Source organism: Paranoxybacillus vitaminiphilus (assembly GCF_003259935.1).
GTDB lineage: Bacteria > Bacillota > Bacilli > Bacillales > Anoxybacillaceae > Paranoxybacillus > Paranoxybacillus vitaminiphilus.
The window spans coordinates 126,035-140,008 of the sequence record NZ_QLMH01000008.1 but is presented as its reverse complement, the minus strand read 5'-3'; the positions used below and the strand labels follow the sequence as shown (position 1 = coordinate 140,008).

Below are 13,974 nucleotides of genomic sequence, written 5' to 3'. Positions count from 1 at the left end.
TTACACCCTGTTAAGCTGAATGTAGCTTAATGAAGAATAATGTTTAATAAAAAAATTTTAGTATGTTTGAATAAATTAAACATTATTCATAACCTTCTTGGCGCTGGCGAGGTATTTAAAGGATTTGCCTTAGCGGTTGTTTCGTTTGCAGGCGTTGCCATTTATGCAGCCAGAACGAAAGAAGATTTTTCGTTCTTAGGCGGATTTTTAACAATGGGCTTGTTTGCTTTATTAGGGTTATTGCTCATTCAATTGTTTATTCCGTTTTCAAGCGCAGGACAAGTGGGAATTTCTGCTTTAGGCATTCTGCTTTTTCTTGGATTTACGATTTTTGATATCAATCGTTTAGCGCGCTACGGCTTTACGGAAGAAGAAATTCCAATGATTGTTGTCAATATTTACCTTGACTTTATTAATTTATTTACGTACGTTTTACGCTTCTTCGCCAGCGATGAAGATTGATAGAAATTTTATACAGAAGGACTGTCCTCGACTTTTAGAGGACAGTCCTTCTTCCTTATAAACAAACGATTTTTTAATACTTTAACGTTTTAATGTGATGGGGGGCAGACCCCTTTTCCCTTTTAAAAAAATAAAATCATGGTATATTTATGCTATGGAGAGAATATGGAGTAAAGGGCGTTTTTACAATGAATATTATGGTCATTGATGATCATCAAAGCACTACGGAACTTATAAAAAAAATGCTTGAGATGAAAGGACACGGGAATGTAACAACGTTTGTTGAGATCGAGGATGCCTTGCATTATTTAGGATTTGACAAAGAAGGAAAGCGGCAATCTGTTCCTAACAAAGTGGATATTATTTTGACAGATATTCTTATGCCGAAAATGACGGGGATTGAGTTTTGCCGTTTAATCAAACAGCACCCTGCTCTTCAGCATGTTCCAATTTTAATGATTACGGCGTATGATAATGAACAATTTTTACAGGAAGCGTTTCAAGCAGGTGCGTTTGATTATATCCGCAAGCCGTTTACGTTGACAGAGTTGGATGTACGGTTACAGCAAGCAATAAAACATAAAAAAATCATCGATAAGTTAAGTTTAACCGCAGACATTTTAGAGGAACAGAAGCAATTTTATCAATCATTATTTTATAATAACTCAGATGCTTGTTTTCTATTAGATGTAAACGGCGATGTTGTTGAAGTAAATGAAGCTGCGGTAAAAATGACTGGATACGAGAAAAATGAATGGAAAACCATATCTATTCAACAACTTATTCATGCTGATGATATGCCGTTTATGTCCAAAAGGTTTGCAGACATATTAAAAGGACAAACGATGGCTGTTAAGATGAAGGTATATGTAAAAAGCGGACAATATAAGGAGTTTGTCGTCTCGTTTATTCCTGTTAAGGTAAGCAATCATGTAGCAGGGATGATTGCGATTGCTAAGGCGAAAGATGCTATACAGCAAAACAGTATACAACGAAGGCTGGAAACCGATTTGGCTCTTGCTAAAAAAATACAAGAAGAGGTATTGTCGGCGCCAATCGAAAACGCGGATATTTCGATTATCGGGCAATACTTTCCGTCGATGAAACTATCAGGAGATATGTACTGTTGGCAGCGAATTGATGAACATCGTTATAGTATTATTCTCATTGATGTTATGGGACATGGAGTGGCTGCTTCATTGATAGGGATGTCGATTCGTTCCTTGCTGCCCGGTTTAATGAAGCGCGTGACTGATCCGATAAGAGTAACGAAGGAATTAAATCGCCACGTTTTTAATTTGTTTAAAGGGAAAAGTTATTTTACTTCCATTTACTTAGTAATTGATACAAAGAAACGGACGATTGAATATTTAAATGCAGGACATCCACCCGGAATATTCATTGCCAGCGATGGAACAATCAAGGAATTAGTAGACGGCAGTGTTCCGATCGGCTTAATGAAAAAGATGATTTGTCAAAAAGGGAAACTTTCATACGAAGGTCCGACACAAATATTTTTATATACAGATGGTTTGCTCGCTGCTTTTGGGAAAAATTTAAAAAATTGTCATGAAGCTTTAAAATCTTTGCATAGTGCGTATAGAGATGAAGAACATTATCGAACGATCGAAGCTGTTCAACAACAAGTCGCTCAAATCGAACAGACGGATGATATTTCTCTTATTTCCATTCGGATTAATTCATAAATTTGTGAAAAAGCCATGAAAATATTCAGTGAACTTGTTTTCATGGCTTTTTTATTATTATGACTTCTGAGTTTAGTTATTCGTCTCTCTGCTTTTTGAGTCCATTTTCATTGCAAAACAAAGAGAAGAATAGAAACTGTCGAGCTGTATCCTTATATTCGTATTGTTTCGCTAAAGTTTTGTAACGCTTCTCCCATTCGTCTAATCCTGTAAAAGCATTGCAAACTATTCTTTACATTTACTGTTCAATTCATTATTTAGTTGGTTTAGTTGTTCCGCCATTTCAGCAATTTGATAAGAAGCGTGGGAAATTTCGGCAAATGTTTGCTGAAAATCACGAATAAACGAAGCAAATGAATGAATTCTTAAGCTGCTTGATTTGACAGTTTCAACAGAGCTGTCCAAAATATTTATAATGTTATTGTTTGTTTCCCGAAAGGAGCTCGTCTGCGTTGCAATATTTTGAAAAGTGGATTCAAATTTTTGAATCGTGTCTTGTACCACGTTAATATGATTTTGAATATAGTGTAATGATTGTTCTGTTTGTGCTGCTAGCTTTCGCACTTCGTTGGCAACGACAGCAAATCCTTTTCCATGATTGCCGGCGCGTGCAGCTTCAATATTGGCATTTAGTGATAAAATGTTTGTTTGCTTGGAGATATTTCGAATAGTGTCAACAATTTCACCGATTTGCCGCGAACTATCTGATAGTTCTTGAGTCAATGATTTTGTGTTCTCGATTAAATCAATCAGATTATCTAGCTTTGTCAATGCTTTTGTAACAGTATGTTTTCCCTGCTCTACCTTTGTTACCATTACGTCTGATTCCTCTTGAAGATGATTAATTTCTTCAAGCATCATTTGTAAACTGTTTTGATGATCTGAAATAGAAGCAGTCGTTTCTTCTGCGCTAGCTGCTAGAACGGCAGAAGACTCATTTAGCCGATATTGTAATTCTTTAATTTCATTTAGTTTCATCATCTTTGAGGTATACGAGTCAATATAAGTCGTTACAGCGATTTGCATATCAAATGAACAAAGCTTTAAAAATGAATGATAAACAGATGCAGCCTCTATAGGAGGTAATTCTTTCATTAACATGTTTAACACATCAGTTTGGATAATAGTATATGCTCCAATATAACAATCAGGCAACAAATTAATTTTGTTATGGACATCGCCGATTACTTTTCGTCTAGCAATGTAGTCTGCGCCAATTTCACCGCTCACCATATCGAGCAGATACGTTTTTAACGTTTGTTTCAATCGCTCAAATGATGAGTGCTTTTCAATGATGCTTGTTAAGAGAGGCTCTTCTCCCAATTTTTTATAGAAATTGTCAACAATTTGGTTTACATATTTTTCAAAAATAGGTTTTGCCTTTTTGAGCTTTGCGATATCTTCTGCTGTCAAGCCAATAAGTGAAATATTTTTCGCTTCATGACTATTTAGTAATTCTTTGTACCGTTCTATTATTTTTGATAGCTGTGTTGCATTGTTGTCAGCCTGCTCTTTATCTTTCTTTTCATTAGCAAATAGTTGAAAAAACCCTTTCTCATTATCGAGAAGCATATGAAGTGGATATTTTGACATTGTTTTACCTCCCAGTCACCCCAATCTAATTAGCATTTTAACACGTATATAGAATGCGTATGTAACGGCTCTGTTAAAAAACTGTGAAACATAGTACTTAATTACTAGGATGGATCGCTCATATACACAAACTAGTATTTTTTTAATAAAATTTAAAAGCAGCAGTAGTCGCTAGACTGCTGTATTTCTTTTGCGCTATTTTCATCACCAACGATTATGTTTATGCTGAGTGATACAGCTACATGTGAGGAAGCAGACAAGGGATTTAAGTATTAAGCTTTAAAAACGAACGCGTATTCACTAAAATAAAAAAGAATGGGGTGAATACAGTGAAAGTGCGGAAAACGATTCAAGAAGTCATTGAAGAGATTAAACAAAATCCTGAATACCGAGAGCAAATTGTACATTGGCATACTATTCCAGAAAAAGAAGCGAAATATGTACCGTTTCCTTTCGAGCTTGACGAGCGCTTAAAAAAAGCTCTTCAAGAGAGAGGTATTCAAGCGCTTTATACACATCAGCATTCGGCGTTTGAAACGATTCGGAGAGGAGAACATTTTGTTGCTGTCACTCCGACAGCATCAGGAAAGACGTTATGTTATAACTTGCCTGTATTGCAGACCATTTTGGAAAATCCTGAAGCAAGGGCACTTTATATTTTCCCGACGAAAGCACTGGCTCAGGACCAAAAAAGTGAATTAAATGAGCTCATTGAGAAAGCGGGAGCGACCATTAATTGTTATACATATGACGGGGATACTGCCGCGAATATACGGCAAAAGGTAAGAAAAGCGGGACATATAGTCATAACGAATCCTGATATGCTGCATTCTGCGATACTGCCACACCATACAAAGTGGGTTTCTCTTTTTGAAAATTTAAAATATGTTGTCATTGATGAGCTGCATATTTACCGTGGTGTTTTTGGAAGCCATGTTGCTAATGTTCTTCGCAGACTAAAGAGGATTTGTCAGTTTTACGGAAGCAATCCGCAGTTTATCTGTACATCAGCTACGATTGCTAATCCGAAGGAACTAGCAGAAACGTTAACAGGGGAGCCGATGGTGTTAATTGATAATAATGGTGCTCCATCTGGGAAAAAACATTTTGTTTTTTACAATCCGCCGATTGTCAATAAACCGCTTAATATACGAAGAAGTGCAACATTAGAAGTAAGAAAGCTGGCAAGTGAATTTTTAAAACATAAAATTCAAACGATTGTGTTTGCGAGAAGCCGAGTGCGCGTTGAGATATTGCTCACATATTTGCAGGAATTAGTGAAAAATGAGCTTGGACCAAAGTCAATAAGAGGGTATCGAGGCGGATATTTGCCAACACAGCGGCGCGAAATTGAGAAAGGACTACGAAATGGTGAAATTTATGGTGTCGTAAGTACAAATGCCTTAGAGCTCGGTGTTGATATCGGACAGCTGCAAGTGTGCATTATGACTGGATATCCCGGAACGATTGCAAGCGCTTGGCAGCAAGCTGGGAGAGCAGGGAGAAGACATGGCGAAGCCGTCATTTTTATGGTAGCTAGCTCTAGCCCGCTTGATCAATATATCATTCAGCATCCGGATTACTTTTTAGAACGGAATCCGGAAACGGCGCGAATTAATCCAGACAATCTCGTTATTTTAGTTGATCATCTGAAATGTGCTGTCTTTGAGCTCCCGTTTCGCAAGGGGGAGACATTCGGCGGCCTTGAAGTCGATGAAATTATGGAGTTTCTCGCTGCTGAACGGGTTATCCATCAGAGCGGAGATAAATGGTATTGGATGTATGATTCCTTTCCGGCGCATAACATTAGTTTGCGTTCAGCATCGCAGGAAAATGTCGTCATTATCGATATTTCCAATGTAGCGAAGCATAAAGTAATCGGTGAAATGGACCGTTTCAGTGCGATGACGCTCCTACATGAAGAAGCGATATATTTACACCAAGGGGTCCAATACCAAGTAGAAAAGCTGGATTGGGAAGAGAAAAAAGCATATGTCCGTGAAGTGGATGTTGACTACTTTACTGATGCTAATCTGGCTGTTCAGCTGAAGGTGTTGGAAGAAGATAAAAAGCGCAGCAGAGGTACCGGGATTATCGGCTTTGGGGATGTGATGGTACAAGCAAAAGCGACGATATTTAAAAAAATTAAATTTGAAACGCATGAAAATATTGGCTCAGGTCCTATTCATTTGCCTGAAGAGGAATTGCACACAAACGCGGTATGGATCAGTTTTAACCGGGATGTTGTTAATGATTTCACGGAAGAACGAATTGAGCAAGGACTGATTGGTGCGGCATATGCAATCCAGCATGTTGCACCGCTTTTAGTCATGTGTGATCCGTCCGATTTACACGTTGTTCCGCAAGTGAAGGCGGTTCATAATGAACAGCCGACGATTTTTATGTATGACCGCTATCCAGGGGGAATCGGGTTGAGCGAAAAGCTGTTTGATGCGATGGAAGATATGCTTGTCACAGCAAAAGATATGATTATCCATTGTCCGTGTGAGAGCGGATGTCCTTCATGCATTGGTACCGATACAACAAATCCGCATGCAAAAAAAGACGCATTACGTCTTATTCAACTCTTTTTAAGGTGAGAGGTAGTTATGTCCATTCAGAAGAAATTATCGAGATTAAAAGGCTATATGTCCATCTCATCTCAATCAGACGACCAAAAACAGCCATTATTACAACAACCGGATGAAAAAGTGTCTATTCCCTATTTGGAGCAGTGGGAGTCTTTCGGAGCAAAGCCGTTTTTCTTTGACGGTCAATATTGTTTCGTTCGCGAAGTGAGCTATCCATTACATTATCAACACGGTCATTACCAGCTTGGCGAACTTTATGATGTTCATCGTCAATGGAAACATTCACGTTTGGAGCATCCGCTTTCAAGCAAACGTCATGAAGTCTCTGATTTGTTTTTCTTTGATACAGAAACAACGGGCTTAGGCAGCGGAGCAGGCAATACGATTTTTTTGCTTGGCCATGCCCAGGTGCTTGATGATCGGGTTGTAGTCCGCCAACATTTTTTGCCGAACCCGGGAGCAGAAGTAGCTCTTTATCAAAGTTTCTTATCAGAAGTAGACTATACAACCCTTGTTACATATAATGGTAAAGCGTTTGATTGGCCTGTATTGAAAACACGTCATACCTTTATCCGCGATGTTGTTCCGAAGCTTCCGGCATTTGGGCATTACGATTTGTATCATGCTTCAAGGAGAATTTGGAAACATAAGTTGGAATCGGTACGTTTAGGAAATGTGGAAAAAGAAATACTTGGCATTGAGCGTCACGAAGATATCCCGGGCTTTTTAGCGCCGATGTTGTATTTCGATTTCCTTTCAACGCAAAATCCGGAAGGAATTTTCGGTGTGTTAAAACATAACGAAATCGATGTATTGTCATTAATTGTGTTGTATATTCATCTTTCCAAACAAATTTTAGGCGCCAATGAGATGAAGAGTGCTGTTGAACAATTCGAAATGGCACGTTGGTTTGATTCTTTAGGGGAAGTAAGCGCAGCGCGAGAAGCGTATGAGCGGGTAGCAGAAAGGAATGAACAAGAAGCGGCAAAAGCAAAATGGAATTTGTCCCTTATTTATAAAAAAGAAAAACGATATGAAGAAGCCATTGCCATTTGGCAGGAGTTGTTGCAAGATAAGAGTGATTTATTAAAAATCAAGGCTGCCACTGAGTTGGCTAAAGTATATGAGCATCATTTCAAGCGAGTGGAAGAAGCGTACTCGTATGCGCTGCATGCTTATGATATATGGAAGTCGCTTGTCCGTACCTTTAAACAAAAAGATGAAACGAAAGAGCAGGAATTGTTAAAACGTCTCTGTCGATTAGCTCGGAAATTAAAAAAATGATTATTTCCTCGGCAAGCGCAAAAGCCGACATGAGGTAATCAATATTCTGTGAATTTTCTAAAAACTTGTAGAAATATCAAAAAATATGTAGAATAATTATTTGTGGGCAAATCGTGAATTTTGTATATTTCGATGGAGAGAAAGGCTTTGATGGGCATGTATAAGAAAATATTATATTTATTTTTTGTTGTTGTTTGTTTAATTGCCGTTGTTTTTTCTAATTTAAAACATAGTTTCTACACGTTTATGTAAAAATAGGTGTTTGTCTTAGTACATGTTTACTCCTTTCATCATAGGCTGATATTGTAATAAAGCTTAAAACGAAAGGAGTCATGTTCATGTATTGCGGACCAAGACCAAATGTAACGGCGCCAATCGTTCATCCGGCAAAATGCTGTACACAACATCATTTCCAAGCGACGATTGTGCCGCATATTCATCCGTCTCATACGACACATGTCAATCACCATCTTTTTCAACATCAACACTATTTCCCGCATACGGAGTCTGTCGTAGGCGAAGTATCCAACCAGCACTTTAGCTGCGGTGGCCCTGCTCCATTTCCACGATTTCCATGGGGCTATTAAAAGGGGAAACAGGAACTGAATGTTCAGTTCCTGTTTTTTATACGAGGGGGAAGGCGATGATCAAAGTTCTTGCCATCACTGGTTATAAACCGTATGAACTTGGTATTTTTCATCATCAGCATCAAGCGATTCCGTTTATTAAAAAGGCGATTGCCAAACGACTGCTCCCTTTGGCTGAAGATGGATTAGAGTGGGTGATTATTAGCGGACAGCTCGGGGTCGAACTTTGGGCAGCAGAAGTTGTTTTTGACTTGCAGACGGTTTATCCACAGCTGCAGCTAGCGGTGCTTACTCCTTTTTTGGATCAAGAAGAAAATTGGAATGAGGAAAATAAAGAGTATTATGAATTTATCCTTTCTCAAGCTGATTTTGTCGACAGTATTACGAAACGCAAATATGAACATCCAGGTCAATTTCGTTTGAAAAATCAATTTATTGTGGAAAAAAGTGACGGGTTATTAATTGTATATGATGATGAAAAAGAAGGTTCTCCGAAATTTATGTTAGACGTTGCGAAGAAAAAAGCAGAAACAGGGAAGTATGACATTTTTCCCGTTACTTTTTACGATTTACAGGCTATTATTGAAGAGGAGCAAATGAGCGATTGGTAAATTGACAATACCCTTGATTTTTGAAAAAATAAAAAGAAAGTGGAAGGAATTGAGGTGATCAGGAATGCTATCAGACCGCATAAAGTTAACGCCAAAAGACATTCTTGAAAAAGAATTTAAAATAAGCATGAGAGGTTATAATCAAGATGAAGTGGATAAATTTTTAGATTTGATCATTAAAGATTACGAAACATTTCAGCAGCAAATCGAAGAGCTGCAACAAGAGAATATGCGCCTGAAACGGCAGCTGGAAGAAGCGCAGAAACGCCAGCCTGCTCAAGCTGGAACAACGAATTTTGATATTTTACAAAGACTGTCTAATTTGGAAAAGCATGTGTTTGGCAGTAAACTATATGACTGATACATAATACAAAATTTTCTATTGAAAAACGAGAAAAATTTGACTATAATACAACATGCCAACCACATTAATAATGTTCGGGTAATCGCTGCGGCAATTTTTTGTCGTAGAGGAAAGTCCATGCTCGCACGGTGCTGAGATGCCCGTAGTGTTCGTGCCTAGCGAAACCATAAGCTAGGGCAGTCCGGCTACGGCTGGGCTGACGGCAGGGAAAGAACCTAAGTCCGCCTGAGGATATGGTTCGATTACCTTTAAAGTGCCACAGTGACGCAGCTCTAAGGGAAACCTTAGAGGTGGAACGCGGTAAACCCCACGAGCGAGAAACCCAAATGATGGTAGGGGCACCTTCCCGAAGGAAATGAACGGAGGGAAGGACAGATGAGTTTTTCTCATCTGTAGATAGATGATTACCGCCGGAGTACGAGGCGAGAAGCCGCTTGCAGTACGAAGGTACAGAACATGGCTTACAGAACATTATTAATGGGATTAAAAAATAAGAAAAGCTCTCCTGCAATTGTCGGAGAGCTTTTCTTATTGTAAGTAAATAAGCGATAAACAGAAAAATACCATTTATTTTTAGAAACAGAAAATTTATTTCTAAGGGCAGAGAATTTTTTACGAAAATGTTAAAATGTAATACATAAGCTCTACACTTTATTTTAGTCCGTTTTTAAATAATAAATCGATCATGTTTTTTCGAAAAGGGCGAGGGAAGAAAGATGCATAGTGATAATGCAAAAGAGTTAGTGCAAACGACATTTGCCGAAATTGCAAAAAAAGTCATTGAATATACAAGTGAGGGGATTATTGTCACCGATTCAAAAGGCAATATATTATTAGCGAATCCCGCTTTTGAAGTGGCAACTGGCTATAGTGTCGATGAAGTCGTCGGGAAAAACCCGCGCATTTTACAGTCTGGATTGCATGATAAGAAGTTTTATGAAAAAATGTGGGAAGAAATTGAAAAAAATGGTTTTTGGAAAGGTGAGATTTGGAATAAGCGGAAAGACGGCGAGCTGTTTGTCGAGTGGCTGACGATAAGTTCCATAAAAGATAAAGAAGGGAACGTTGTGAATTATGTCGCGATTTTTTCCGATATTACGGAGCATAAACGAAATGTAGAGCAGTTAAAGCGCTTAGCGCATTATGATATATTGACAGGTGTTCCGAATCGCTATTTGTTTACAAAACGATTGGAAAGTCTTATTCAAACATCGCGCAAATATGATCAGCAATTTGCGTTATTATTTTTAGATTTAGATCGGTTTAAAAATATTAATGATACATTAGGTCATCATATGGGAGATTTATTATTGCAAAAAACGGCTCAACGCTTAAAAGGAATTTTGCGAAAACAAGATACAATCGCCAGAATTGGCGGCGATGAGTTTGTCATTATCCTTCCGAATTTAAAACATATCCGCGAAGCCGTTCACATCGCAGAGCGGATTATTGAATCGTTAAAAGCTTCGTTTTGGTTGAACGGTCAAGAAGTTTACATATCAACAAGCATAGGGATTAGCTTTTATCCTTATGATGGGGAGGATATTGAAACATTAGTGCGCAAGGCAGATCGTGCGATGTATCAGGCAAAAAAGAGCGGAAGAAATCAGTTTGAACTGTATCATAATGAGCTGCACATTAATGATAAACAAACGCTTTTGCTTGAAAACGCGCTACGGAAAGCGATTGACTGCAATGAACTTCAGCTGCATTATCAGCCGCAAATGAATACGCAAACAAAACAAATTTGTGGTGTAGAGGCGCTGATAAGATGGAAGCATCCAGAAATGGGATATGTCTCTCCTGGGAAGTTTATCCCAATTGCCGAAGAGTCGGGATTGATTATCCCGATCAGTGACTGGGTGCTGAGGCAGGCTTGTGAAGATTTAAAAAAGCTTCATTTAGACTATCCGCATTTAAAGATGAGTGTTAATATTTCATCGATTTATTTCCAGCAAGCCGATTTTATGAAAAGATTACAAAGCACGATCGAAGCAGCAAATATTCATCCGCGGCTGTTTGAGTTGGAACTTACCGAAAGTACCATTATGCCGAATGCGGAACAATCGATCGCACGGCTTGTTAAGTTAAAGAAGTTCGGATTGAAAATAGCTATTGATGATTTCGGGACAGGATTTTCATCATTAAGTTATTTGCATCGCTTTCCGATTGATATTTTAAAAATCGATCAAAGCTTTATTAAGCATTTATCTTCCTATGAGGATGATGCGTCGATTGTAACGGCCATCATTAAGATGGCGCACAATTTACGTCTTCAAGTGATCGCAGAGGGAGTAGAAACAGAGAAACAATGTAAATTTTTACAAAAACAAGGATGCGACTATGTGCAAGGATACTATGTTTCAAAACCGCTTCCGCTTGCGGAACTGTATGAGTTTTTAGAAACTTGGAATCAATGCTGAACAGGGTGAGTGAAATGGGAACAATTACATTAATCGCAACAGCGGCAATGGGAGTGGAATCGATTGTCGCTGATGAAGTGCGAAATCTTGGTTATGATTGTATTGTAGAAAATGGAAAAGTCACGTTCGAGGCGGATGAACTGGCGGTTTGCCGTGCCAATCTATGGCTGAGAACGGCCGACCGCGTGAAATTAAAAGTAGGTGAATTTAAGGCAACTTCTTTTGAAGATTTATTTGAAAAGACGAAAGCGTTAAATTGGGCTGATTTTATCCCGGCTAATGCCGAATTCCCCGTCATCGGCAAATCAGTAAAGTCGAAATTATTCAGCGTGTCTGATTGTCAGGCGATTGTGAAAAAAGCGGTGGTAGAAAGTTTAAAACAGCATTACCGCGTTTCTTGGTTTGAAGAAACCGGGCCGCTTTACCGGATTGAAGTTGCTTTACATAAAGACATTGCAACATTGACAATTGATACGAGCGGAGTTGGTCTTCATAAGCGGGGATATCGTGTCGGACAAGGTGAGGCGCCATTAAAAGAAACATTGGCGGCGGCGCTTATTCAACTAACCAATTGGACTCCAGATCGTCCGTTTGTTGATCCATTTTGCGGTTCAGGAACGATTCCAATTGAAGCTGCTTTAATTGGTCAAAATATTGCCCCTGGTTTTAACCGGGATTTCGTTTCTGAACAGTGGGATTGGATTGGCAAACGGAAATGGGAACAAGCGCGTCAAGAAGTTGAAGACTTAGCCAATTACGACCAGCCGCTTGAAATATACGGCTTTGATATTGACCATCGCATGGTGAACATTGCAAAAGAAAACGCGCTTGAAGCTGGATTAGCCGATTTAATTACGTTTAAACAAATGCAGGTCAAAGACTTTTCATTAAAACAGCCATACGGCGTGATTGTTGGCAACCCGCCTTATGGTGAGCGTTTAGGAGAACGCGAAGAAGTAGAAAAAATGTACGAAGAAATGGGCAAAACATTTGCTAAGCTTGATACATGGTCCATTTACATTTTAACGTCTCATAAGGAATTCGAGAAATATTACGGCAAGCCGGCGACGAAGCGGCGCAAACTCTTTAACGGTTTTATTGAAACCCAGTATTATCAGTATTGGGGTCCGCGGCCGCCGAAAAAAGTTGATATATCAAAGATTTGAGCGGTTTTTAGCAATGTGGATTAGCCTATATTTTTAGAAGCCTAGGTATATGAAACTGCAAAAATACAATTGACATATGTTTGTATAAAGTTGTCGCTTATTTGTTGAAACTCGTTTTTTCTGCATTTGTAAATGTAATCGTTTTGTGCAATAAACTTCTGATATAATAGACATAAACTATAAAAGCAAAATAAAGGAAAGATGTACGATGCATAAGACAGCGGCAGATGAAACGGTTTTACTTAAGAATTTTCAAGAATTAGAACAATGGAGCAGTGACGATGTTGTTGAGCAGTTGGACACATTAAAGGAATATCAGGAGAAAATTCGTACGAATAAAGATGTATATTATAACGAACGTGATGACAAAAGAGCGATGGAACGGTATTATCGCCATGTGTCCATAAACGAAAGTGACGGGCTGAAATTGTTTTTTCAATATCATGAACTTGTTAAAAAAACTCATAAACGCCGTCTCCCTTATTTTTTCAGCAAAGATGAATATTTGTATACATGGGTTGACCTTCAGCCTGATGGTTCGGTCAAAAGCATTTATTCAGGTGAACATAAAGATCCGGAAATGCTGATTGTTCAAGATTATGAAACGATTCGTAAAAGGTATGAACAGTTTTTGCAGCTGCTGCGAATGACAAGAAAAGCAAAATTCGATGTAGGGAAAAAGATGATAAGCATCGAAAAACAGTTTAAATTTAATACTGAACATGTTGTTCCGCAGTCTTGGTTTGGTGCAAGAGAACCGATGAAAGGTGATTTGCATCATCTGTTTGTTTGTCAGCCTGAATGCAATACGACACGCTCTAATTTTCCTTATGCAGATTTTCCTTTTTATGAGCCGGAATCGCCGGCAGAACCGATTCGGAATCATTGCGGGGTGGCAAACAATGAGTATTTTGAACCGGAATACGGAAAAGGTACGGTCGCTAGGGCGATGATGTATTTTTTGCTGCGCTATCCAAATGAAATTCGGAAGCCGTTTCGCAAAAAAATTGATATTTCTCTGTTAGTTCAATGGCATCAACAATTTCCGGTAACGATTTATGAAAAACATCGAAATTGGGCGATTTACCGCATTCAGGGCAATCGCAATCCGTTTATCGACTTTCCAACACTTGCAGAGCGAATTCATTTTCCGATGTTGTAGCTTTTGAAGGTGATACCATTTTTAT

At 38.6% G+C, this 13,974-nt stretch carries 10 protein-coding genes, 1 other RNA gene and 1 pseudogene; 11 read left to right on the top strand and 1 reads right to left on the bottom strand.

Annotated elements, in window-relative coordinates; genetic code table 11:
• Nucleotides 1–99: 99 nt before the first annotated feature.
• Nucleotides 100–462: pseudogene (locus tag B0I26_RS10985) on the top strand (Bax inhibitor-1/YccA family protein); the annotation flags it as partial.
• A 188-nt stretch (nt 463–650) separates the two neighbouring features.
• Nucleotides 651–2,168, top strand: coding sequence for a SpoIIE family protein phosphatase (locus B0I26_RS10980; protein ID WP_181502849.1), 1,518 nt, complete (start codon nt 651–653; stop codon nt 2,166–2,168).
• A gap of 225 nt (nt 2,169–2,393) precedes the next feature.
• Here B0I26_RS10980 and B0I26_RS10975 read toward each other — a convergent pair whose 3' ends face one another.
• On the bottom strand, nt 2,394–3,761 hold the full coding sequence (locus tag B0I26_RS10975; protein WP_111645479.1) for a globin-coupled sensor protein: 1,368 nt from the start codon (nt 3,759–3,761) through the stop codon (nt 2,394–2,396).
• Between the two features lie 329 nt (nt 3,762–4,090).
• Between B0I26_RS10975 and B0I26_RS10970 the strand changes: the two genes are divergently transcribed.
• The 9 genes from B0I26_RS10970 to B0I26_RS10930 all read left to right on the top strand — a co-directional run bounded on the left by B0I26_RS10970 (nt 4,091) and on the right by B0I26_RS10930 (nt 13,949).
• Entirely contained in the window at nt 4,091–6,361 is a 2,271-nt protein-coding gene (locus B0I26_RS10970) for a DEAD/DEAH box helicase (RefSeq protein ID WP_111645478.1), read from the top strand.
• A gap of 9 nt (nt 6,362–6,370) precedes the next feature.
• Nucleotides 6,371–7,636, top strand: a complete 1,266-nt coding sequence (locus B0I26_RS10965; RefSeq protein WP_111645477.1) for a ribonuclease H-like domain-containing protein — start codon at nt 6,371–6,373, stop codon at nt 7,634–7,636.
• A 338-nt stretch (nt 7,637–7,974) separates the two neighbouring features.
• Nucleotides 7,975–8,223, top strand: a complete 249-nt coding sequence (locus tag B0I26_RS10960; RefSeq protein ID WP_111645476.1) for a spore coat protein — start codon at nt 7,975–7,977, stop codon at nt 8,221–8,223.
• A gap of 59 nt (nt 8,224–8,282) precedes the next feature.
• Nucleotides 8,283–8,834 (top strand): DUF1273 domain-containing protein, encoded by a 552-nt coding sequence (locus B0I26_RS10955; RefSeq protein ID WP_111645492.1) that lies wholly within the window; start codon nt 8,283–8,285, stop codon nt 8,832–8,834.
• A 64-nt stretch (nt 8,835–8,898) separates the two neighbouring features.
• Nucleotides 8,899–9,195 carry a cell division regulator GpsB gene (gene gpsB / locus B0I26_RS10950; RefSeq protein WP_111645475.1) on the top strand — a complete coding sequence of 99 codons (297 nt, stop codon included), beginning with the start codon at nt 8,899–8,901 and terminating at the stop codon, nt 9,193–9,195.
• Between the two features lie 73 nt (nt 9,196–9,268).
• Nucleotides 9,269–9,667: RNase P RNA component class B (gene rnpB / locus B0I26_RS10945), an RNA gene on the top strand.
• Nucleotides 9,668–9,914: 247 nt separating this feature from the next.
• Complete coding sequence (locus B0I26_RS10940; protein ID WP_111645474.1) at nt 9,915–11,621, top strand: putative bifunctional diguanylate cyclase/phosphodiesterase; 1,707 nt, start codon at nt 9,915–9,917, stop codon at nt 11,619–11,621.
• A 14-nt stretch (nt 11,622–11,635) separates the two neighbouring features.
• Nucleotides 11,636–12,787 carry a THUMP domain-containing class I SAM-dependent RNA methyltransferase gene (locus tag B0I26_RS10935; protein ID WP_111645473.1) on the top strand — a complete coding sequence of 384 codons (1,152 nt, stop codon included), beginning with the start codon at nt 11,636–11,638 and terminating at the stop codon, nt 12,785–12,787.
• Nucleotides 12,788–12,995: 208 nt separating this feature from the next.
• Nucleotides 12,996–13,949, top strand: coding sequence for an endonuclease I family protein (locus B0I26_RS10930; RefSeq protein ID WP_111645472.1), 954 nt, complete (start codon nt 12,996–12,998; stop codon nt 13,947–13,949).
• Nucleotides 13,950–13,974: the final 25 nt, after the last annotated feature.